Origin of the sequence: Bradyrhizobium sacchari, from assembly GCF_002068095.1 — a bacterium.
GTDB classification, from domain to species: domain Bacteria; phylum Pseudomonadota; class Alphaproteobacteria; order Rhizobiales; family Xanthobacteraceae; genus Bradyrhizobium; species Bradyrhizobium sacchari.
Map to the genome: position 1 here is coordinate 5503 of NZ_LWIG01000018.1, position 21110 is coordinate 26612.

19 protein-coding genes are annotated in these 21110 nt (G+C 64.2%); 12 read left to right on the plus strand and 7 right to left on the minus strand.

Going from position 1 to position 21110, the window contains the following annotated elements; genetic code table 11:
- On the plus strand, positions 1 to 1173 hold a 1173-nt coding region (locus A5906_RS44805), incomplete at its 5' end, for a DUF1217 domain-containing protein (RefSeq protein ID WP_245326849.1).
- 16 nt (positions 1174 to 1189) lie between these two features.
- On the opposite strand, the gene A5906_RS22225 is transcribed toward A5906_RS44805, so the two are convergent.
- The 3 genes from A5906_RS22225 to A5906_RS22235 all read right to left on the minus strand — a co-directional run bounded on the left by A5906_RS22225 (position 1190) and on the right by A5906_RS22235 (position 4271).
- Positions 1190 to 2050, minus strand: a complete 861-nt coding sequence (locus A5906_RS22225) for a PCC domain-containing protein (protein ID WP_080137456.1) — start codon at positions 2048 to 2050, stop codon at positions 1190 to 1192.
- 9 nt (positions 2051 to 2059) lie between these two features.
- Positions 2060 to 3667, minus strand: a complete 1608-nt coding sequence (locus tag A5906_RS22230) for an acyl-CoA synthetase (protein ID WP_080137457.1) — start codon at positions 3665 to 3667, stop codon at positions 2060 to 2062.
- A 106-nt stretch (positions 3668 to 3773) separates the two neighbouring features.
- Positions 3774 to 4271 (minus strand): hypothetical protein, encoded by a 498-nt coding sequence (locus A5906_RS22235; RefSeq protein ID WP_080137458.1) that lies wholly within the window; start codon positions 4269 to 4271, stop codon positions 3774 to 3776.
- A gap of 94 nt (positions 4272 to 4365) precedes the next feature.
- Between A5906_RS22235 and A5906_RS22240 the strand changes: the two genes are divergently transcribed.
- From A5906_RS22240 to A5906_RS22260, 5 genes are all read left to right on the plus strand, one after another.
- Positions 4366 to 4731 carry a hypothetical protein gene (locus A5906_RS22240; RefSeq protein WP_080137459.1) on the plus strand — a complete coding sequence of 122 codons (366 nt, stop codon included), beginning with the start codon at positions 4366 to 4368 and terminating at the stop codon, positions 4729 to 4731.
- Between the two features lie 354 nt (positions 4732 to 5085).
- A complete protein-coding gene (locus A5906_RS22245) occupies positions 5086 to 10662 on the plus strand; it encodes a tail fiber protein (RefSeq protein WP_167523501.1) in 5577 nt (1858 codons plus the stop codon).
- 119 nt (positions 10663 to 10781) lie between these two features.
- Complete coding sequence (locus A5906_RS22250; protein WP_136615405.1) at positions 10782 to 11633, plus strand: outer membrane protein; 852 nt, start codon at positions 10782 to 10784, stop codon at positions 11631 to 11633.
- A 171-nt stretch (positions 11634 to 11804) separates the two neighbouring features.
- Positions 11805 to 12320, plus strand: coding sequence for a DUF3828 domain-containing protein (locus A5906_RS22255; RefSeq protein ID WP_080137461.1), 516 nt, complete (start codon positions 11805 to 11807; stop codon positions 12318 to 12320).
- A gap of 11 nt (positions 12321 to 12331) precedes the next feature.
- Entirely contained in the window at positions 12332 to 12607 is a 276-nt protein-coding gene (locus tag A5906_RS22260; RefSeq protein ID WP_080137462.1) for a GNAT family N-acetyltransferase, read from the plus strand.
- 26 nt (positions 12608 to 12633) lie between these two features.
- On the opposite strand, the gene A5906_RS22265 is transcribed toward A5906_RS22260, so the two are convergent.
- Together A5906_RS22265 and A5906_RS22270 are read right to left on the minus strand one after the other, a co-directional pair.
- Positions 12634 to 13032 carry an SPW repeat domain-containing protein gene (locus tag A5906_RS22265; RefSeq protein WP_080137463.1) on the minus strand — a complete coding sequence of 133 codons (399 nt, stop codon included), beginning with the start codon at positions 13030 to 13032 and terminating at the stop codon, positions 12634 to 12636.
- A gap of 197 nt (positions 13033 to 13229) precedes the next feature.
- Positions 13230 to 14165: a tetratricopeptide repeat protein gene (locus A5906_RS22270; RefSeq protein ID WP_080137464.1), complete on the minus strand. Its 936-nt coding sequence runs from the start codon at positions 14163 to 14165 to the stop codon at positions 13230 to 13232.
- A gap of 105 nt (positions 14166 to 14270) precedes the next feature.
- Here A5906_RS22270 and A5906_RS22275 point away from each other — a divergent pair, with 105 nt between their 5' ends.
- Positions 14271 to 14546 (plus strand): GNAT family N-acetyltransferase, encoded by a 276-nt coding sequence (locus A5906_RS22275; RefSeq protein ID WP_080137465.1) that lies wholly within the window; start codon positions 14271 to 14273, stop codon positions 14544 to 14546.
- Positions 14547 to 14605: 59 nt separating this feature from the next.
- Here the strand turns inward: A5906_RS22275 and A5906_RS22280 are convergent, their stop codons facing one another.
- Positions 14606 to 15007: a DUF3597 domain-containing protein gene (locus A5906_RS22280; RefSeq protein ID WP_080137466.1), complete on the minus strand. Its 402-nt coding sequence runs from the start codon at positions 15005 to 15007 to the stop codon at positions 14606 to 14608.
- Positions 15008 to 15343: 336 nt separating this feature from the next.
- Between A5906_RS22280 and A5906_RS22285 the strand changes: the two genes are divergently transcribed.
- Both A5906_RS22285 and A5906_RS22290 read left to right on the plus strand, forming a co-directional pair.
- Positions 15344 to 16252 (plus strand): DUF2189 domain-containing protein, encoded by a 909-nt coding sequence (locus A5906_RS22285; RefSeq protein WP_080137467.1) that lies wholly within the window; start codon positions 15344 to 15346, stop codon positions 16250 to 16252.
- A gap of 129 nt (positions 16253 to 16381) precedes the next feature.
- On the plus strand, positions 16382 to 17206 hold the full coding sequence (locus A5906_RS22290) for a lytic murein transglycosylase (RefSeq protein ID WP_080137559.1): 825 nt from the start codon (positions 16382 to 16384) through the stop codon (positions 17204 to 17206).
- A gap of 65 nt (positions 17207 to 17271) precedes the next feature.
- On the opposite strand, the gene A5906_RS22295 is transcribed toward A5906_RS22290, so the two are convergent.
- Positions 17272 to 17535, minus strand: coding sequence for a hypothetical protein (locus A5906_RS22295; RefSeq protein ID WP_080137560.1), 264 nt, complete (start codon positions 17533 to 17535; stop codon positions 17272 to 17274).
- A 709-nt stretch (positions 17536 to 18244) separates the two neighbouring features.
- Here A5906_RS22295 and A5906_RS22300 point away from each other — a divergent pair.
- From A5906_RS22300 to A5906_RS22310, 3 genes are all read left to right on the plus strand, one after another.
- Positions 18245 to 18397, plus strand: coding sequence for a DUF1127 domain-containing protein (locus tag A5906_RS22300; RefSeq protein ID WP_007590701.1), 153 nt, complete (start codon positions 18245 to 18247; stop codon positions 18395 to 18397).
- Between the two features lie 126 nt (positions 18398 to 18523).
- The gene (trmFO, locus tag A5906_RS22305) at positions 18524 to 19951 is read left to right on the plus strand and encodes a methylenetetrahydrofolate--tRNA-(uracil(54)-C(5))-methyltransferase (FADH(2)-oxidizing) TrmFO (RefSeq protein WP_080137468.1); all 1428 of its coding nucleotides are present in this window, start codon (positions 18524 to 18526) and stop codon (positions 19949 to 19951) included.
- Positions 19952 to 19958: 7 nt separating this feature from the next.
- A complete protein-coding gene (locus tag A5906_RS22310) occupies positions 19959 to 21053 on the plus strand; it encodes a serine/threonine protein kinase (protein ID WP_080137561.1) in 1095 nt (364 codons plus the stop codon).
- The last annotated feature ends 57 nt before the right edge of the window (positions 21054 to 21110 follow it).

The following is a 21110-nucleotide window of genomic DNA, read 5'->3' on the forward strand; positions in this document are numbered from 1 at the left end:
CAGACCGCCGCAAACGTCACGCTGACGACAAAGCGGTTCGACGACAGCAAGTCCGCCGTCTATGCGGCGGCAAGCCCGCTGAGTGAGGCCTTCGCAACCGTTCAATTCAGAAACGCCATCGGCAAGATCGATTCAGTCCAGGCGTTCGTATCGACTCCAGCCGTGTATGATTTTGCGCTGGGCGCCGTCGGCCTCGATCCCAAAGAGGTCTCGCAGGACACCGTCAAGGCTGTCCTCGAAAGCGACCTCAGCAATCCCAAGAGCTTCGTCTATACGCTCAAGGACAATCGGTACGTCGAGCTCGCCCGCGCCTTCAACTTCGACGCCAAAGGCAATCTGACGACCCCCCTGGTGGCCCAGGACCCGGCAAAAGTCCTCGAGATCTCGAAGGACTACGTCATTGCCGTCCTGAAAGGCGCAAGCCCCGAGCAGCAGAAGGCAGTCCGGGAGCAAGCCCAGAAAGACGCGACATCCTATCAGGAAGCCATCGCAGGCATCGACAGCGTTTCCGAGCTGCTTGCGAACCGGAAGATGGTCGATTTCATTCTCGTGGCCAAGGGTCTGGATCCCAAGAAGGTCAGCACCGACTATCTCAAGAAGATCTTCGCCTCCGATCTGAACAATCCAAAGAGCTTCGCGAACACCGAGAGCGATCATCGCTTTGCCGAAATCGCGGCGTCGTTCAACTTCGACAGCATGGGCAACGTCGCGCGCCTTGCGATGGTTGGCCCTCAGAAGCAAGTCCAGTTGCGGGAAACACAGGCGAACTATCTCCAGCAAAGCCTTGAGCAGCAGCAGGGCGATACGAATCCCGGCGTGCGCCTGGCGCTCTATTTCCAGCGCAAGGCGGGGGACATCAAGTCCGCATACGACATCCTTGCCGACAAGGCGCTTTCGGAGGTGTTCAGGACAACCTTCAACTTGCCAGACTCGATGGCGGCGATGCCGATCGATCAGCAGGCCAAGTACGTGGACAAATTCATGAAGATCAAGGATCTCTCCGATCCCGCAAAGGTTGAAAAGCTGCTGGGCCGCTTCTCCGCCATGTATGACGTCAAAAACGGCCAGAGCATCGGTCAGGGACAATCCCCCTTGCTCAATCTCTTTCAGGGATCAGGCTCGGGGATAAGCGACTCCACGTACCTGGCTATTGCCAAACTACGTTCTCACTGATGAACGTTCGCCGAGACTAGCCCAGCACCTCGAGCACCAATTCCATGGTCATCAGCACGGGGTTGTCGCCACGGACCAGACGCCCCTCCGCAATGCTGCCGGTGTAGTCGATCAGCGCAGCGTCGAGCGTCGCTTCAAGCGCGCCGGAGGCGCCGGCCGCGATCGTCCCTGCCGCTATGGCAAGTTCCGTCGCAAACGGCTCGGTCACGCCGCCATGGGTGAAGCGCGCGCCGATGGTCGAACCGACGCCGCCGTGGATCTTCGCGCGCGCGATGCCGTGCTCGCGGCAGAAGGTTTCGAGGCAAGAGGCAAAATCCTGGTTCGGACGCAGCCGCAGCGCGAACGCCCGGCCTGTCGTGCGCGAGCCGGTGCTCGCAGCAGCGACCGGTCCGAACAGCCTGAAATTGGTTTCGGGATCGGGCTCGGCGGTGAACATCACACCGTCGATGCCGAAGGCCTCGACCTCGAACGGCTCGGCGACAACCGTCTCATCAGGCAGCATATGGCCACCGCTCGTCTTGCCGTCAGCTTCGGTCCAGAGCCCATGGCAATGAAAGAACGGCGCGCCGTCGCGCGTGCCAAGCGTCATGCTGCCGAGCTTCGTACGCGTTATGCCTTCGGGTCGATAGGTATCGCTGTAGAACGCCGCATTCTCGCCGGTCTTGGACAGCGCCGGCATCACATAGCCGAACGGCCCGAGCGCGCCGCGGCCGAAATTCAGCACGCCGCCGGCAAATCCCTCCGCCGCAAAGCCGCGCCGCGCGGCCTCCAGCAGCGGCAGGCCGGCCTGAAGCGTGAAGGAGAAAGCGCGCCCCCTCGCCTCGACCCATTGAATGCGCTCTGCGAGCGGCGGGCCCGGCTGCTTGATACTCCGCATCACCCGCGCTCAACCCGTCTTGGTCTTGTCGAGATCGAGCAGTCCGCGCGCCTCGAGCTCGTCGCGCACCATCCGCTTCGGCACCTTGCCGTAGCCGGATTTCGGCAGCGCCTCCCAGAAGAAGAAGCGCTTCGGCATCTTGTAGCGCGGCACTTTCGGCGAGAGGAACGCCGCCATCTCGGCCTCGCTCACCGCCTTCGCGCCTTCCCGCGCAACGCAGACGGCGACGCCGACCTCGCCCCATGTCGCGTCGGGCACGCCGAGCACGGCGACCTCGCCGACCGCGGGATGCGTCAAAATCTTCTCCTCGATCTCGCGCGGATAGATGTTGGAGCCGCCGGAGATGTACATGTCGGAGGCCCGTCCGGTGATGTAGACAAACCCCTCCTCGTCCATGTGGCCGAGATCGCCGGTGCGGAACCAGCCGTTGCGGAACGCCTTGGCATTGGCTTCGGGGTTGTCGTAATAGCCGGCGAACACCGCAGGTCCGATCACGCAGATCTCGCCGCTCTGGTTCGCCTTGAGCTCGCGGCCCTCGTCGTCCTGGATCGAGACCTGCATGCCCGTGCGCTCGAAGCCGCAGGTGCCGATCTTCGCATGCGGACCGTCCTCGGGATCATGCAACGCCGCCGGCAGTACGGTGATGTTGCCGGTGACTTCGCCAAGACCGAAATACTGCACGATGACCTTGCCGAGCTTCTTCAGCGCCGCCTTCTGGTCCTCGCGATACATCGGCGCACCTGCATAGATCACCTGTCGCAGCGAGGAATGATCGTATTTGTCGACGGCGGGATGTTCGACCATCATCTTCAGGATCGTCGGCACCGTGAAGAGATTGCTGACGCGGTGCGCCTCGATCAGACGGAACGCCTCGTTGATGTCGAATTTTTCCGTCGGCAGCAGCACGGTGCGCACGCCGCGCGCGGTCTGCACCAGTTGGTGCACACCGGCACCGTGCGACAGCGGCGCCACCACCAGCGAGGCATCGGCTTCGGTCACGCCCGGGGTGAGGTCGGCGAGATGGTTGGTGATGACAAAGCCCATCTGGCCGTGGGTCAGCACCGCCGCCTTGGAGCGCCCGGTGGTGCCGGAGGTGAAGAAGAACCAGCAGGGATCGTCATGTTCGACGTCGGCATTGGCAACGTCAGCGCCGGCCTGCGCGGCGATGGCATCAGTCACCGAGCGCTCGCCGAACGCGGCCTTGCCGTCGAGGCTCCAGGTGAATTGCAGCGCGCCGCCCTTCACCGCCGCCGCATGCTCGGGAAAATCGACGTGGCACAGGAACGCCTTCGCGCCGGACGCCTGCGCGAGATAGGTGACCTCATCGGGCATCAGGCGGAAATTTGTCGGCACCCAGACCGCACCCAGCCGAAACGCAGCGAACATCGAGAAGAACATCTCGTCACCATTCTTGGAGTGGACGAGAATGCGGTCGCCTTTCGTGACGCCGCGCGCGGCGAGCGCGGCCGCCAATGCCGAGACCTGCGTGTCGATCTCGCGCCAGGTCCAGGATCTGTCGCCCCAGACGAAACCGGGACGCGATCCAAGCCGCCGCGCATTCTGGGTCAGCATGTGGGCGAGATTCATGACGCGGCGGGACATGCGCAGGGGCTGCATCGGGGCTTCCTCTTCGGGCGCAGACGGCGCGCAAGCCGCCCGCTCATTGCAGACCATTTATCGCCATCGCCAGCGCCCCCGCAAGGCCGCCTGCCGCACACCTGCCCTACGGTTGCTTGAATGCAAACGGCGCTGCCGTGATTGCCTTCTCCTTGACGCAGGCCTGCGCGCCGAAACCGCCGCAATAGCTGCCATGCAGGTCGAAGCGGATGGTGCGCGAAGCCCCGCGCTTCATCGGCGGCGCCACGATCCTGTAGCTGCGGACATAGCCGTCGAACACGCGGCGGACGTTGTCGTCCGGCAGCGTCACCAGGATGGTCATGACGCAACCGCCGGTTCCGCAATAGGTGGTCTCGCGTTCCCCGCATTTGGTGTCGCGGAAATCGACGATGTAATCGTCGCGGCCGTCGCCGGTGAGGTCGACCTTGCGCACCGTGTCCGGCGCAAAGCTCACCGCGCCGCCGCCCTGGCTGTCGCATTCCTCATTGGCGTAACGCAGCGCCTTCTGCACGCCGGGCGGGTAGTCGCCCGGATTGAACGGTTTTGGGTCATCGGCGAGCGCGGCCGTGGAAAGGGTCGTCAGCAGGAGCAGCAGATATCTCATCCGCGTTGGTCGTGCGCGGCCCTGCAATCGTTCAGGGAATTTTAAACATGATCAGCGCAACCTTCATCAGTTCTCGCGTACAGAGTGCCGTATCATGGTCAAAGCGCCCGCCCTCCTCGTCTTGTCGCTGGCGCTCGCCGGATGTGCCCTGGGCCCGCAGGCCCGCCTCGCCTCCGACCCCGCCTTTGCGCCCGCGCGCTACGCCTGGGATGGTGCCGGCGACAATCCCAATCAGCCGCGCGCTACCGCAGGATCGTCGCGCCCGACACGTGCCGCCACCACATCCGAGCGCAGTGGATCGCAAGCCGGACTTCAGCCCTATTCCACGGAATGGTGGCAGGCGCAGGACGGCATCGAGGCCGAACGGGACGCCAGGCTCAATCGCTCACTCGTCATCTGCAAGGGGTGCCTCCGCCCGCAGCCGAGCGAAGATACGCGCTTGGCCAAGGCCGCGGACTGAAAGACACCGGACTGAAGCCGCCGCGCCGGAGCCGGTGCGGAACGAGCCGGTCACGCGTGCCGACGCAGGTCGGCGCGATCGTGCGCGCAAAGATCAACCGCCATTGATGAACGGCGAAGCGCCGCGCCTCCGCGGCGTCTCGTTTTCGAACAAAAGTCGCAAAATCCGGCGGAAAAACGCGGCATTCGCCCCGCGCGACGGCAGTCGCGCTGCGGTTGCGCGTGCAGCCCGCAAGGCTTGTTCCGGCGCAAGCTTCACGCTAGTTAGCCGCAGCTTAATGCATTTTGTTCGGCTGGCCTTGGGGGCTGGCTCCCCGGGTGGATGAGCGCCGTTTCGGTGTGGAATGTGGTGAGTATGGGAAGAGTTGTTTTCATCGATTGCCGCGTTTCCGACATCGATGCCTTGCTGAACGGGCTGGCCCCGGACGAACAGGCCTTTGTCCTCAACGGGGCCAGCGACGGTTTCGCCCAGATTGCAGCCATCCTCAAGGACAACGGCCTGACCGGGCTCTCGTCGATCTCGATCGTCGGTCACGGCGCGCCAGGCGAGATAGAGATCGGCTCTTCCGTCATCGACGACGCGGACCTCGCAAACGATGCCGCCGCGCTCTCCGCGATCGGCGCCTCGCTCGCATCCGATGGAGCCCTCGCGCTCTATGCCTGCGACACGGCTGCGGGCACGACCGGAAGCCAGTTCATCTCGGACCTCTCCGCCTATGCCGGCGGCGTCACCGTCGAAGCCGCGACGCATGTGATCGGCAATGCCGATCCTGCGAGCTGGACGCTCGACGCCTCGACCGCTCCGGCAGCGGTTGCCGTTGACGCTCCCTTCACGGAGCAGGCGCTTGCAAATTTCAGCACCACGCTCGGCATCATCGGCCTGTCTTTCGGCACGTCGGCGACGTTCCACGGCGGTGGTGCCGCCGTGTCGATCGCTCCAAACCTGATCGTAACCGACAGCTCTTCTTCGACTCTCTCGTCCGCCATGGTGCGTCTCGTCGGCTTCGTCGCTGGCGACAGGCTGAACTTCACCGACCAGAACAACATTCACGGCAGCTACGATGCTGTGAACTGCATCCTCACTCTGAGCGGGAGCGATACGGTTGCCGACTATCAGGATGCGCTGCGCTCGATCACCTACAGCTTTTCGGGGAACGGCGATCCGACTGGCGGCGGCACTCACCAGGTTCGCGATATCACCTGGCAAGTGTCGGACGGAACGAACACGAACATCACGGCATCCCCGTTCGACAACGATCAGCCGTCACTCGGACTGACCCAGCTGATCCCGCTCCAGGGCGTCTATCCCGGGCACGGAAACGGCACGGCCGATCCCGGCACCATCGACCTCGGATCCATCAGGACCTTCGCCGGCAGCTTGGCGCCCAACCACACGGCGATGGCCAACGGGCAGCTCCTGTCGATCGCCCAGAACACCGCCCTGTTCTCGCTGCTCGGCACGGCCTATGGCGGCAACGGACAAACCACCTTCGAGCTGCCCAACCTCCAGGCCAAGATCGCGGTCGGCTCCGAGAACAGCGCGAATTTCACGCTCGGAACCAACTACGGTACGGACACGGTCACGCTGGGGACCCAGAACCTGCCCTCAGACTTCGGCGCTGGGCAGGCCTTCACGAATAACCAGCCTTCGCTGACCGTCAACTATCTCATCAACACGGGCGGACCGGGTGCGAGTTCGGCCTCGAACTGGCTCGACGTGGCCGGCGAAATTGTCCCGTTTCTCAGCAATTTTGCGCCGACGGGATATCTGTTGGCGGCAGGCCAAGTCCTGCGCATCGCCGACTATCCAAACCTGTACAACGCCATCGGCACGACATATGGCGGCGATGGCGTCACGACGTTCGCGCTGCCGGACCTCACCGCCCGCACCATCATCGGGGTTGGCACGAACTCGATCGGCAATTTCGAACTCGGCGCGGTCGTCGGACAGGAAACGACGACGCTCTCGACGTCGAACCTGCCCTCTCCGGTCGGGGCATCCTTCCAATTCAGCAACTACCAGCCTTCCATCGCGCTGCACTACCTGATCTCTCTCGAAGGAGTGTATCCCTCCGATAGCGGCTCATTCTCGGACACAGCGCCTTGGATCGGCGAAATCATTGCCTACGCCGGAAACGGGGCAGACCTCAATTACATGCTGGCTCACGGCTGGGCCGAGTGTCAGGGCCAACTGCTGTCGATTGCGCAGAACCAGGTCCTGTTTTCGCTCGTCGGAACCACCTATGGCGGCGACGGCCAGTCCACATTCGCCCTGCCCGACCTGACTGGTCGCGCCGTCGCGAGCGCAGGCACGAACTCTCAGGGCCATCAGGTCCAAATCGGCGAGCAATACGGCACCCCCTCCACGACGCTCACGCCGAACCAGGTCCCCCTGACGGCGAGCGTGCTCGGTGTCACCCACACCGCGCCGACCGTCACTGCTGGCGCCACCCTGAACTATCCGCTCGGCAATTCCGCTGCTGTGCTCGACAGCACGTTGACGGTTGCCGATCCTGACAGTGGCGGCAATCTGACCGGTGCGACCATCAAGATTGCCAGCGGCTTCGTCAGCGGCGACGTGCTGGGCTTCGTCAACCAGAACAACATCACCGGCAGCTATAACGCCGCCACCGGCCTGCTCACGCTGAGCGGGACCGACACGCTCGGCCATTACCAGACCGCGCTGGAATCGATCACGTTCGGCGCGCCGGGATCGACTGCACCCGGCTCCCGGACGATCGAATGGACCGTGACGGACGGCTCGTCCAGCAACGGGACCAGCAACACCGCGACCAGCACGGTCAACCTGCTCCACGTTCCGCTCGTCAGCTCTGTCACGGCGGCGACCACAGGCAATGCGACCGATCTCAATGCCGGCAAGGTCGTAACCATCACGGTGACCTTCACCGACCCGGTGAATGTCATCGGCACGCCGAAGCTCCAGCTCAGCGACAACGTGGTTGCGACCTATCAAGGCGGCAGCGGCGGCAGCGCACTGACGTTCGGCTACACCGTGCAGGCCGGCGACAGCAGCAGTGATCTGCAGGTGCAAAACTTTCTCCTGAATGGCGGCTCCATCAAGGACGGCTCCGGAAACGATGCGGTGCTGACCGGAACGGCCGCCGACCTGCACCTGGTGATCGACACCGTCGCCCCTGCGGTATCATCGATCAACACGGCGAGCCCCAATCCGAACAACGCGACCAGCGAGACCTTCACGGTCACCTTCTCCGAAATCGTGGGCGCGGTCGACGCGGCTGACTTCACCATCGTCACCAGCGGTACCGTCGCTTATGCGGGGATGTCAGTGCTGCCCTTCAGCGGCAGCGTCTACACGGTGACGGTCACCGGCGTCAGCGGCGATGGTACGCTCGGCCTCAACCTCAACGCGTCCGGCACCGGCATCACCGATCGCGCAATCAACGCGATATCGGCCGGATTCACCGGCCAGACCTACACGATCGATCACACCGCTCCGACCGTGACGTCGATTGCCGCGTCCGGTGCCAGCCCGAACAACGCCGGCTCCGAACAATTCACGGTGACCTTCTCAGAGAGCGTCAGCGGCGTGACCGCCGCCGACTTCGCCCTGACCACCACCGACACACCGGGTGGTACCTCCCTCTCCACCACCGGCATCAGCCAGATCACCTCCGCCGACGGGAGGACCTACACGGTGACTGTCGGCGGCGTCACCGGTGACGGCACGCTGCGCCTCGATTTCAAGAGCGGCTCGAGCGGCGTCACCGACGCTGCAGGCAATGGCGCCAGCGCGGGCTTCACGAGCGGTGACGTCTATACCATTCGTCATACCGCTCCGAGCGTTTCGTCGATCGCCGCAAACGGCGCGAACCCGAACAACGCCGGGAGCGATCAGTTCACCGTGACATTCTCGGAAGCCGTCACCGGCGTCGATGCGAGCGACTTCACAGCGACCCGCACCGGCAATGTCTTCGACACGGGCATCGTTGTGACGCCCGTCAGCGGCAGCGTCTATACAGTGACGGTCAACGGCGTGACCGGCGACGGCACTCTGCGCCTCGACCTGAATGCTTCAGGCACCGGCATTGCCGACGCCGCCGGCAACGCCGTCGCGGGCGGATTCACCGGCGGCGACGTCTACACCGTCCGGCACACCGCCCCGGCCGTAACTTCGGTGAGCGTGCCCGCGAACGGTACTTACGTCGCCGGCCAGCATCTCGACTTCACGATCAATTTCAGCGAGGCGGTCTCGGTGACGGGCGCGCCGGAACTCGCGATCACGCTCGACACCGGCGGTGTCGTCGAAGCCCAATATATCGGCCAAGGCAGCGCGTCCTCGCTGACCTTCCGCTACACCGTGGCTGCCGGCGAGAGCGATGCCAACGGCGTCGCGCTCGGCAGTGCGATCGTTCTCAACGGCGGCACGATCAAGGACGCGGCGGGCAACGCCGCCCTGCTGACGCTGAACAATGTCGGCTCGACCGCCGGCGTACGGGTGGATTCGATCGCGCCGACGGTGACGTCGATCGCGACCTCAGGCACGGGCATCGCTGCAGGCAACGGCGATCTCAACGCGGGCCATACCGTCATCCTCACGCTCAATCTCAGCGAAGCCGTCAATGTCGATCTGACCGGCGGCACGCCGACCCTGCAGCTCAACGACGGGGGCGTCGCGACCTATGTCGGCGGCGGCGGCAGCAGCGCGTTGACTTTCAGCTATCTCGTCGCAGCGGGCGAGAACACGAGCGATCTCGCGGTCAACCAGCTCCTGCTCAATGCAGGGACCATCCGCGACTTCGCCGGAAACGATCTCACCTTGCCGGGTGGGGCCATCAATCCCCCTGGGATCCTGCGGATCGACACGCACGCGCCGGATATCGTCGCCGTCAGCGCATCGCCCGCGAGCGGCGCGGTCGGAGCCGGCCAGTCTGTCGCGATCACGGTCGCCTTCGCCGAAGCCGTGACCCTGTCGGGTGGCACGCCCACCCTCTCGCTCAACGATAACGGCGTCGCCACCTTCGATGCGGCGGCGACCGCCGCATTGCATGATTCCAGCAAGCTCGTGTTCAACTACACGGTGGGAGCCGGCGACACGCTCACATCAGCGCTGGCGGTCACGGGCATCGATCTGCATGGCGGAGTGATCGCCGACCTCGCCGGCAACGCGGCCAGTCTCGGCAATATCGCCACGACATTCACCGGGCTTGCCGTGATCGATTCACTCGTCACGGCCCACGCTGACACCAACCATGTGGTTGCCGGACAGACCGTCACCGCCGATGCAGCGCACGGCCTGCTCGCCAACGACACCGACACCAATCCCGCCGATCACATCGTCGTCAGCGCTGTCAACGGGCTCGCCGACGCCGTCGATCACACCATCGCGGGTGCCTATGGCAGCCTCACGGTGCATGCCGACGGCAGCTATTCCTACGCTGCCAGCGGCAGCGTCTCCGGCGTCGCCTACGATAACTTCACCTATACCGCAAGCAACGGACATGCGGCGCCATCGACATCCGCGCTGACCGTCCAGGTGATTGGCGGCGATCAGAGCTTCGTGTTCGTTCCCGCCGGCGGATCCGCCACAAGCGGTTATGGCAACACCGTCCTCGACGGCAGCGCCGGCGGCGCCACCATCACGGCCGCCTCGACCTTCAACGCCCACGAGATCCTGATCGGCGGCCCCGGCGATACGCTGATTGCCGGCAATTACGGCCGGGATACGTTCGTGTTCGCCGGCGATTTCGGTCACAACGCCATCAACAACTTCCACGCGGCTCTGGACGACATTCAACTGCAGGCATCGCAGTTCGGAAGTCTCGCCAACGTCTTCGCGGATCTGCATCAGGTTGGGGCGGATACCGTGCTCACGCTCGACGTCAATCACGTCGTCACCATCACCAACACCGCGTTGGCGAGCCTGAGCTCGGCCAATTTCCACTTGGTGTGAGGCGACCACGGAGGGGTACCGCCGGACCGGACTGCGATCCCGGCTCGGAGTTGCCAATTGGTCACAGCGTTCGGCCGTCTCGTATCGTAGAACCGCATTGCAATCAGGGAATTGGGGCAATGAAAAACATCAAGAAACTGGCGATTGCGGGCGCTGTGGCGGCCGGGACTGCTTGGGGACCGGCACATGCGGCGGATCTCGCACCGACCTACAAGATGCCGGTGACGGCGATCGCCCCGGTTCAGTCCTGGACTGGCTTCTATGTCGGCGGCAACGTCGGCTACGACTGGAGCTCGGGCTCCACGGGTATCTCCGTCCTGTCGACCGATCCGGCACTGGCAGCCCCGCTCGCCGCGCTGGTTGCGGCCGGCTCATTTCCGACCGCGCTGTCCCCGTCAGCGAAAGGCGTGATCGGCGGCGTCCAGGCCGGTTACAATTGGCAGATCGCGCCGCAATGGCTGGTCGGCCTGGAGGCTGACTTCCAGGGCGCGGACGTCAAGGGCTCGACCACGCAGGCGCTCGCGCCGGTCGGCTTCGATGCGACCTCGACGACGGTCAGCAAGGGCATCGACTGGTTCGGCACGGTGCGCGGCCGGGTCGGTGTGCTGGTGACGCCGCAATGGCTGCTCTACGGCACCGGCGGTTTCGCCTACGGCCGCACCAAATCCTCGTTCAGCACCACCGACGTACCGGGTGGCTGCCTCGTCGGCGGCACCATCTGTGCCAGCGGTGCGTCCTCGGGGACGAGCACCGGCTGGACCGCCGGTGCCGGGACCGAAGTGATGTTCGCACCGAACTGGAGCTTCAAGGCCGAGTATCTCTACGTCGATCTTGGCCGGCGGACCCTCCACGTCGCCTCGTCCACCTTTCCGGCCATCGTGTTTACGACATCGACCCCGTTCCGCGAGCAGATCGCCCGGGTCGGCGTCAACTATCACTTCTCGGCCGGCCCGGTCGTCGCCAAGTACTGATAAGTACTGATCAAGTACTGATCGAGTGTTGACCACCAGGCGCCCCGGGTCTGCCGACGCGGGGCAAGCAAAGCCGGGGCCGATCAGAGCCGCTCTGATCGGCCTTCGCATTTGAACCTGCCGGGCGCGCTCACGCTCTACTGACATGCGCAGCCCCAACCAGGACACTCCATGCTCACGCGCCGCAGCCTCGTCGCTACTTGCCTCCTCGCCGCCGTCAGTCCCGCCCTCGCCCAGGCGCCCGCAACCAACGATCCGCTCGCCATTCTGACCGCGATCTACACCCGCGCCGCCAAGGGCAAGGGCGATGGCGGCGGCGGCTTCGTCATCGAGAACAAGGCGGCCAAGGCCAAATATCTCTCCAAGGCGCTGGTGGCACTCTGGGCCAAGGCGGATGCGCATACGCCAAAGGGCGACGTCGGGCCGGTCGATTTCGATCCGGTCACCAATTCGCAGGAACCGGACGTGAAGTCGTTCAGGGTGGACGCCGAGAAGATGGAGGCGGACAAGGCGACGGCCGCCGTGACCATCACCGGTCACCGCAACGACCGGAAACCTGCCGACCTGATCGTGCGTTACGACTTTGTGCGCGAGGCCGGCGGCTGGCGGATCGACGACATCAGGGGCGCCTCCGGCGGCCAAGCCTGGTCGATCCGCAAGATGCTGACCGACTCGCTCAAGAGCTGACCGGAGACGACATGAGCGACGTCATCGACAACAAAGCCCACCACCGCTTCGAGCTCGAGATGGAGGGCCACCTTGCGACCGAGCATTACAAGCTCGATGGCAATGTCATTACCTTCGAGCACACCGACGTGCCGAAAGAGCTCGGCGGCAAGGGCGTCGGCTCAAAGCTGATGCACGGCGCGCTCGACCAGGTCCGCGCCGCCGGATTGAAGCTGATCCCGCAATGCCCGTTCGTTAAGGCGTGGATCGACAAGCACCCGGACTATCAGGATCTGGTGGCGCGATGAGCNGCGGGTCTGTCGATATCCACGGCCTATTGACCGTGCTTGAGCATGTCCTGGTCAGTCAGGTCCCAGTCCTGCCACAGCAGCAGCACGCCGAGGAGCACCACCGCGGCACCGAGACTCGTGTGATAGAGGCGCAGGAACCCTTCACCGGAATAGCCAAGAAAGTAGGGCGAGGCGATGAGCCACAATCCGACCAGGATCGTCGCCACCTCCTGCCAGCGTTGCAGCGCGACATATTCGAGCTGACTGATGCCAAACACGATCAGGCCGACGGCGACCGCATTCAGGATGACGATCGAGTCTCCGATGATCGCGGGTTGATCCTGGATGGGAAACCACGGCGAGACGACGATCAATGCGCCCAGCAGCATCCCGGACCAGTCTTCCCACGTACGGTGAGTATTCAAGAAACCAAAGTCCGACATCGTACCCTCCTCTGACAGAGGCACACGTCGGCGGCTGGCGATCACGACTTCCGAATGTCTGGCGACCCTGCCTGCCGCATTCGGACGTATGTCCTTTCGGAACACGTGGGAACCGCCGGCGGTCGCGCAAGAGCGGGAGCAAGGATTATTTCGCTGGCCGCGCAACGTTCGCCGGCATTACTCATGTTGCACCGCGGTTATAGCGCCCCGAGCTTGCGCAACGAGTCCTGTGCCGTCCGCAAGTCCAGCTGCAATTCCAGCGCCTTCCTCAAATCGGCGATCGCGCCCTGCTTGTCGCCCAGCCGCATGCGGGCTTGTCCCCGATTGTTCCAGGAGAACACGTCCGAAGGATCGTATTGCAGCGCCTTGTCGTAGTCGGCCACGCCGCCCTTGTTGTCGCCCTGGTAGAGCCGGATCATGCCGCGATTGCGCCAGCCGCGCGCGTCTGTGGGCGCGAGCCGGATCGCCTCGCCGTAATCGGCGGCGGCACGGTCGAGCTGCTCGGTGTCACGATAGACGTTGCCGCGGTCGATGTAGGCGATCAGGTCCGGGGCAAGCTTGATCCGCCTGCTGAAGTCGGCGAGCGCATGCGCCGTATCGTGCTTGCGTGCGTAGACGTAGCCGCGATTGGCGTAAGCGCGGGCATAGTTCGGATTGCGCTTGATCGCCGCGTCGAAATCGGCGATGGCGCCGTCGAGATCGCCCTTGTTGTAACGGGCGTCGCCGCGATTGTTGTAAGCGAGCGCCAGCGAGGGATCGAGCTTGATGGCCTGGTCGTAATCGGCGATAGCGCGATCATAATCGCGCTTGAAGTTATAGACGCGACCGCGATTGTTGTAAGCGCAGGCATAATCAGGATCGAGCCTGACCGCTTCGTCGAGATCGGACAGTGCTGCATCGAGCTCGCGTTTCTCGGTGAAGCCGTGCCCGCGGCTGCAATAGGCACCGGCGAGCCTGCTGCCAGTCTCGCTCTTGGTGTCAATCACTGTCGAGCAGGCCGTCACCCGCTCATCCGGCGTGCTGGTCGGCGCAAAGCAGGCGTCCCAGGCGGGACCGCCTTCGGCTGCAGCTGGGACCGGCGCTACCGAAGCGAGCACGGCAAGCAAGGCCATTAGACTGAGCTGGACACGCATTTTGCAGATATCTCCCCTGCGGCAACCTCCCTTGGTCGCGCCTTGGCAAGGGCGGGTTCAGGCGCCTAGATCAGGGGCCAAGCATTCGCTGCAGAAGGATCAGCCATGACGGCATCGGTACGCGACAACAAGGACAGGAGCCGGTTCGAGCTCGACGTCGGCAGCGAGATCGCCTTTGCCAATTACCGGCTGACACCCTCGGCCGTGATCATCACCCACACCGAGACGCCGCGGGCGCTGCGCGGCCGCGGCATCGGCTCCGAGCTGGTAAAGGGCGCGCTCGACCTGATCCGCCGCGACGGCAAGAAGGTGATCGCCGGCTGCGGCTTCGTGGTCGATTATCTCGAGCGGCATCCGGAGGATGCCGACCTCGTCGCCTGAACGCAAAAAGGCCCGCGACATGCGCGGGCCTTTGCAATCGCCTCAAAGCGACCGATGGATCAGTGCTTGATCTCGGGGGGCAACTTGCCGCCATTGGCGGCGAGCTTGGACATCACCTGCTTGTGCAGCCAGACGTTCATGCTGGCGGAATCGTTCATGTCGCCGCTATAGCCGAGCTCCTTGGCGAGGTCCTTGCGTGCGGCCAGGCTGGAGTCGATGTCGAGCGCCTTCATGAGGTCGACGATCGAGGTGCGCCATTCCAGCTTCTCGCCCTTGTGCGCGGCGACCGCCGCGTCGACGATTGCCGCAACGTCCACAGTCGCCATCGGTGCGGACGCCGGCGCAGATCCGCCCGGCGCGGCGCTGGCGGGCGCGCTGCCCGACGGTGCGCTGCCTGCGGGCGCGGCGGAAGCCGGATGGCTGCCGAAAATCGCGCCCATGATTTTCCCAAAAATGCTCATGTCTGCTCCCCGAAAAGGATCCGTTGGAAGGGCCTTGAGTGGCACTTATAGACGAAGTTACTACGTTGCGCCCGCGAAGTTCTGCGAACCGACAACCAGCATGAGCTTATCTGCGGCGAAATGACGACCGAATGACATCATCGAGGTTGCACTGCGGCATCGAAATTTCACCCAGGCGTGAGGGACAGGACTCTGAATTGGGAGTAGCCTCAAGGTTCAACTCGCGATCCCGTCCGGAATTCGCGTCTGGTTGGAATCGCGAAACTCAGAGAAGAGCGGCCGCTTGCGCCGTTTGCCGGCGTCGAGTGCGGCTGCCCTGCAAGGGAGCTAGCGACCATGGCCACACTCTACCAGGGCAATGTACCCACGATGGCCCAGCCCACTGATGCGGCTGGAGCTGTCATTCGAACGATCCACCTGTCCGACCTGCACGAGGCGCTCCGGCGCGGCTGGGAGGATTTCAAGGCAGTTCCGAGCCACGCCATCATCCTGTGCGTGATCTATCCGGTGCTGGGCCTCGTGCTCGCCCGCGTGGTGATGGGCTATTCGGTGCTGCCGCTGCTGTTTCCGCTGGCCGCGGGCTTCGCCCTGATCGGCCCGTTCGCAGCCCTCGGCCTCTACGAACTCTCCAGCCGGCGCGAACGCTATGAGGAAGCCAGTGCCTGGGATGCCATGGAGGTGCTGCGCTCGCCTTCCTTCGGCGCGCTGCTCGGCCTCGGCACGTTGCTGCTCGCGCTGTTCGTGACCTGGGTCGCGACCGCGCAGGCGATCTATGTCGCGGCGTTCGGCTATGAGGGCGTCACCGGGATCTCGGATTTCCTGACGCGCGTGCTGACGACCCGGCAAGGCTGGTGGCTGATCATGGTCGGCTGCGGCACCGGATTCCTGTTCGCGCTCGCCGCGCTCTGCATCAGCGCCGTGTCGTTCCCGCTTATGCTCGACCGCCATGCCGGTGCGTTCGAGGCCATGGTAACCTCACTGCGCGTCGTCGCCAGGAACCCGGTGCCGATGGCGGCCTGGGGCGTGATCGTCGCCGTGCTGCTGGCGCTTGGCACGATTCCAGCCTTCCTCGGCCTCGCCGTCGTGATCCCTCTGCTCGGCCACGCCACCTGGCATCTCTACCGCAAGGTGATCGTATCCGATCCCGGCGCGCGGCCCGTACCGCCTCCGCCGCATCGTCCGCGCAAACCGGCCGCCGACTTCCCCGCCAATCTCTTCCCGTGGCGGAATCGCACGGACGTTTAACGTTCTCGTGACATCCGATCCTGCCCGGTTCTGGGCAGGATCGGCATGGTCATGCGCCTTGCTTTGGCCGCGGTTCCGGCAGAGATTGCGGGCGCCGGTCAGATCACTTCACGGAATCCATTTCATCTGATGACCCCGACGATTTCTCGTCTCGCTCTCGCAGCCCTCGCCCTCTCCGCGTCAATCCTGTCCGCCCAGCCAGCGCTTTCCGCTGTCGCCTGCGGCTCGGGCAATTTCGACGCCTGGCTTGCGGATTTCAAAGCCGACGCCGCGGCCAAGGGAATCTCGCAGCAGGCCATCAACGCCGGCTTGGCCGGCGTGACGCTCGATCAGAGCGTCCTCAACCGCGACAAGTCGCAAAAGGTCTTCACCCAGACCTTCGAGGAGTTTTCCGGCCGCATGGTGCCGCCGCGCATGACGCGCGGCTCCAACATGATGAAGCAGTACGGCTCGGTGCTGTCGCGCATCGAGCAGACCTACGGCGTGCCGGGCGAGGTGCTGGTCGCGATCTGGGGCCTCGAGACCGATTTCGGCGTCAACACCGGCAAGTTCTCCACCATCCGGTCGCTGGCAACGCTGGCCTATGACTGCCGGCGCTCCGAGCAGTTTCGCGGCGAGCTCATGGACGCGCTGCGCATCGTCCAGCGCGGCGACCTCGCGCCGGCCGACATGAAGGGCGCATGGGCCGGCGAGCTCGGCCAGACCCAATTCATGCCCTCGTCCTGGATGAAATACGCCGTCGATTTCGACGGCAACGGCAAGCGCGACCTACTGCACAATGCGCCCGACGTGCTCGCCTCCACCGCCAACTATCTCGCCGGCTATGGCTGGCAGAAGGGGAAGGATTGGCAGCCGGGCAGCCCGAACTTCGCGGTGCTCCAGCAGTGGAACAAGAGTGAGGTCTATTCCAAGACCGTCGCCTATTTCGCCACCCAGCTCGCGCGCGCTCCCTAAAGCAACATTCGACTGGAAAATGCGTAGGGCCGACCGCCTGGCGACCGGCCCTCTCTTGGGTGCGTTTACTTGCCCATGGTGGCGTGCATCGCCTTGTTCAGATGCGCGCCGCACGCACCCATCTTGCCGTTGAGCAGGGAATCCTGCGCCGCCGCGATCTCCTTCTGCGCGACGAGCTTGCTGTCGCCGTCGGCCATGTTCTCGATCGCAGTCTCCGTCTTCTCCAGATTGGGCCCGCTGCAGCCGCCCATGGCGTGCTTGGCGGCCTGGGCCGGCGCGACGGCGAATGCGACGGCGGCAATTGCGATAACCCCGAGTAACTTCGTCATGATGTTACTTTCCTTCTCTTGTTCTTGGGACAGACCAGCGACATTGCCGGAATCTGCGACATGACTTTCCTCCGGTTGCGGCAACTTGCCGCAATAAATTCCCCGCGAGAATTGCGTGATGTTGCGCACCGCGCAGAGCGGCATGCGAAATTTCTGATTTTCATTACAACTTGGTAATCAGGGGCGCATCCTTGGCGTGTGTGCACCGCGTCAACGAAACGGCGGACGGCCTCACACAGCCGGCCCGAACTGTCTGTCCTCGGTCACGGGACGTTGTGACCGCCCATTGACGGTGATGGGCGAAACCACGTTTGGCCATACCAGAAGCCGGGCACTGGTCTCACCTTTATGAATTTATATTCATTGCTACAGATCTCTGTTTCATGCGATTCGCGCATGCGAGACTTGGGCTTACAAGCTGAGGCACCATCTTGCAGGTTACGAGAATGCGACTTATTTCGAGCGCCATCGGAACCGCAAGAATTGCTGTAAATCCGTGATTTAACGGAGTTTTATCGCAACTTGCCCGGCTTTCTGCCCAACTGTTGGGCGGGTCCGCCAACAGGTTAATCGCCCCTTACCGGCGCTATGCACTCTTCGCTTAGCTGCATCGCAACATCGGAACTTTCGCACTGCACCACTCTCACCTATATTCATTTCAACGATGACGCCTTAAGCAAAGGCTGAATCGAACTACAGGAGACTACCAATGCTGCTCTCGCTCATCCGCATGATCCAGGCCTTCCGGGACTATCAGCGCAATGTTGCCGAGCTGTCCCAGCTCAGCGATCGCGAACTGGCCGACATCGGCCTCGATCGCTCGGACATCCCGCGCGTTGCCGCCGGCCAGTATCAGGGCTGATATCGTTCAGCCCTTCACCGGAACGAACCGATAGCGCCCGCCTCGTGCGGGCGTTGTCGTTTCCGGGGCAGAAAACTCGATATCGGCGATTCCACTCTGCGCCGAAAAGCGCTACCTGTCCGCCCCATGACAGGACCCCATTCCAATATTGTGCACGTCATCGGCGCGGGCCTTGCCGGCTCCGAGGCTGCCTGGCAGGTGGCCAAAGCCGGCGTGCCCGTGGTGCTGCACGAGATGCGACCGGACCGCATGACCGAGGCGCATCGCACCGACGGGCTCGCCGAGCTCGTCTGCTCCAACTCGTTCCGCTCGGACGATGCCGCCAACAATGCCGTCGGCCTGCTGCATGCGGAAATGCGCCGTCTCGATTCGCTGATCATGCGCGCGGCCGACGCCAACCAGGTCCCCGCCGGCGGTGCGCTTGCGGTCGATCGCGATGGCTTCTCGGCAGCCGTCACTAAGGCGCTGAAGGACCATCCCCTGATCGAGATCGCCCGCGGCGAGATCGCTGGCCTGCCACCGGCCGACTGGAGCAACGTCATCGTCGCGACCGGTCCCCTCACCTCCGCGCCGCTGGCCGACGCCATCCGCGCGCTCACCGACGAGAACGCGCTCGCCTTCTTCGATGCAATCGCGCCGATCGTGCATCGCGACTCCATCGACATGTCGGTGGCCTGGTTCCAGTCGCGCTACGACAAGGTCGGCCCCGGCGGCAACGGCGCCGATTACATCAACTGCCCCATGACCAAGGAGCAGTATGACGGCTTCGTCGCCGCGCTGATCGCCGGCGAGAAGACCGAGTTCAAGGAGTGGGAGACCAACACGCCCTATTTCGACGGCTGCCTGCCGATCGAGGTTATGGCGGAGCGCGGCCCCGAGACGCTGCGCCACGGCCCGATGAAGCCGGTCGGCCTCACCAATCCGCACGATCCCACCACAAAAGCCTATGCCATCGTCCAGCTCCGGCAGGACAACAAGCTCGGCACGCTCTACAACATCGTCGGCTTCCAGACGAAGCTGAAATACGGCGAGCAGCAGCGCATCTTCCGCAGCATTCCCGGGCTGGAAAAGGCCGAGTTCGCCCGCCTCGGCGGCTTGCATCGCAACACCTTCCTCAATTCACCCAAGCTGCTCGACGGCCAGTTGCGCCTGCGTGCACAGCCGCGTCTCCGCTTTGCCGGCCAGATGACGGGCTGCGAAGGCTATGTGGAATCCGCCAGCGTCGGCCTGATCGCCGGCCTCTATGCAGCCGCGGATGCACGCGGCGAGACGCTCGAGAGCCCGCCGGGCACGACGGCGCTCGGATCACTGCTCGGTCACATCACCGGCGGCCATATCGAGACCATCGAGCCGGGTACGCGCTCGTTCCAGCCGATGAACATCAATTTCGGTCTGTTCCCGCCGCTCGCGAGCGTGCCGACCAAGAAGCCCGACGGCACAAGGCTGCGCGGCAACGAGAAGACGGTGGCCAAGAAGCAGGCGATGAGTGCACGGGCGCTCGCCGATCTCGATCGCTGGATCGCCGATCACCTGCGCATCGCCGCCGCTGCGTGAGTTTGCGATGAGCCTTCCCAAAGACGACGCCGCAGAGCTCTCGGCGCGCTGGACCGAGGGCGTGCTGCTCAAGCGCGACGTGTTCTCGACTGTCGAGCGCGGCCGCTTCCGCGCCGCGACCGGCGAGGTCGATGCGGTGCTGCGCCGGCTGGATGAAGTGCCATGGTGGTCGTTCCTACTGGCGCGGCATCTGTTTGCGCGCGAGAAGCATGCGCTGGCACTCGCCAGGGGTCTCAATGTCGGTCCCGAGCTGCTCTGGGCCGGACGCCGCGCCCTGGTGCGCGGCTTCGTCGACGGCGTCGCGCTGCATCTGGCAAAGCCTCATGGCGACCTCGCCTATTTCCGCTCGGCCAAGGCTGCCCTGCGCCGGCTGCGCCGCGCCGGCATCTGCCACAACGACCTCGCCAAGGAACAGAACTGGCTGGTCGGCCGCGACGGCCGCGCCTATGTGACGGACTTTCAGCTTGCCGCGTGCTTTGCGCGGCGCGGCCGGCTCTACCGCATCCTTGCCTATGAAGACCTCCGCCATCTGCTCAAGCACAAGCGCTCTTATGCGCCGGAGGCGCTGACGCCGCGCGAGCGAAAGATCCTGGCGAAGAAGTCGTTCGCCGCGAGCCTGTGGCTTGTCACCGGCAAGAAGGTCTATCGCGCCATCACGCGCGGTCTGTTCAATTTCACCGACCGTGAGGGCGGCGGCCGCCGGCTCGTCAACGATGCGCCGGTGCTGGCCGAGCTGATCCGCAAGAACCCGGCCGTGCGCGACACCGCCATCGTCGCCTTTGCCGACCGGCGCTCTGGCGTCGGCCTCTACGCCTTCGTCGAGGCGGATCAGGCCACGCTCGAAGGCCAGCTCCGGAGCGAGCTTTCGGCCGCCAAGGGTCCCAAGCCGCCGGAACACATCCAGGTGGTGCACGCGCTGCCGCGCGACACGACCGGCAAGCCGCGCACCGAGATCCTGCAGCTGGTCGCCATGAACCAGCTCGACCTGATCGAGCCGATGATGAAGAACGACCAGGACCGCGCCTTCCTCAAGGACATTCTCGAACAGCGCAAGAACCTGCGCGACCGCTTCAATTTCGAGGCGGACCTGCCGGCCGGCTAGCGCCTTGAAGCGTCCACATTGCCAAGAGAGAAGCGGTCAAAGAATTCGGGCTTGGCG

What these genes read in the sequence shown, in the direction of transcription:
- A5906_RS22225 (WP_080137456.1), bottom strand. Translation starts at nt 2,050, where the DNA reads ATGCGGAGTATCAAGCAGCCGGGCCCGCCGCTCGCAGAGCGCATTCAA.
- A5906_RS22230 (WP_080137457.1), bottom strand. Translation starts at nt 3,667, where the DNA reads ATGCAGCCCCTGCGCATGTCCCGCCGCGTCATGAATCTCGCCCACATG.
- A5906_RS22235 (WP_080137458.1), bottom strand. Translation starts at nt 4,271, where the DNA reads ATGAGATATCTGCTGCTCCTGCTGACGACCCTTTCCACGGCCGCGCTC.
- A5906_RS22240 (WP_080137459.1), top strand. Translation starts at nt 4,366, where the DNA reads ATGGTCAAAGCGCCCGCCCTCCTCGTCTTGTCGCTGGCGCTCGCCGGA.
- A5906_RS22245 (WP_167523501.1), top strand. Translation starts at nt 5,086, where the DNA reads ATGGGAAGAGTTGTTTTCATCGATTGCCGCGTTTCCGACATCGATGCC.
- A5906_RS22250 (WP_136615405.1), top strand. Translation starts at nt 10,782, where the DNA reads ATGAAAAACATCAAGAAACTGGCGATTGCGGGCGCTGTGGCGGCCGGG.
- A5906_RS22255 (WP_080137461.1), top strand. Translation starts at nt 11,805, where the DNA reads ATGCTCACGCGCCGCAGCCTCGTCGCTACTTGCCTCCTCGCCGCCGTC.
- A5906_RS22260 (WP_080137462.1), top strand. Translation starts at nt 12,332, where the DNA reads ATGAGCGACGTCATCGACAACAAAGCCCACCACCGCTTCGAGCTCGAG.
- A5906_RS22265 (WP_080137463.1), bottom strand. Translation starts at nt 13,032, where the DNA reads ATGTCGGACTTTGGTTTCTTGAATACTCACCGTACGTGGGAAGACTGG.
- A5906_RS22270 (WP_080137464.1), bottom strand. Translation starts at nt 14,165, where the DNA reads ATGCGTGTCCAGCTCAGTCTAATGGCCTTGCTTGCCGTGCTCGCTTCG.
- A5906_RS22275 (WP_080137465.1), top strand. Translation starts at nt 14,271, where the DNA reads ATGACGGCATCGGTACGCGACAACAAGGACAGGAGCCGGTTCGAGCTC.
- A5906_RS22280 (WP_080137466.1), bottom strand. Translation starts at nt 15,007, where the DNA reads ATGAGCATTTTTGGGAAAATCATGGGCGCGATTTTCGGCAGCCATCCG.
- A5906_RS22285 (WP_080137467.1), top strand. Translation starts at nt 15,344, where the DNA reads ATGGCCACACTCTACCAGGGCAATGTACCCACGATGGCCCAGCCCACT.
- A5906_RS22290 (WP_080137559.1), top strand. Translation starts at nt 16,382, where the DNA reads ATGACCCCGACGATTTCTCGTCTCGCTCTCGCAGCCCTCGCCCTCTCC.
- A5906_RS22295 (WP_080137560.1), bottom strand. Translation starts at nt 17,535, where the DNA reads ATGACGAAGTTACTCGGGGTTATCGCAATTGCCGCCGTCGCATTCGCC.
- A5906_RS22300 (WP_007590701.1), top strand. Translation starts at nt 18,245, where the DNA reads ATGCTGCTCTCGCTCATCCGCATGATCCAGGCCTTCCGGGACTATCAG.
- trmFO (WP_080137468.1), top strand. Translation starts at nt 18,524, where the DNA reads ATGACAGGACCCCATTCCAATATTGTGCACGTCATCGGCGCGGGCCTT.
- A5906_RS22310 (WP_080137561.1), top strand. Translation starts at nt 19,959, where the DNA reads ATGAGCCTTCCCAAAGACGACGCCGCAGAGCTCTCGGCGCGCTGGACC.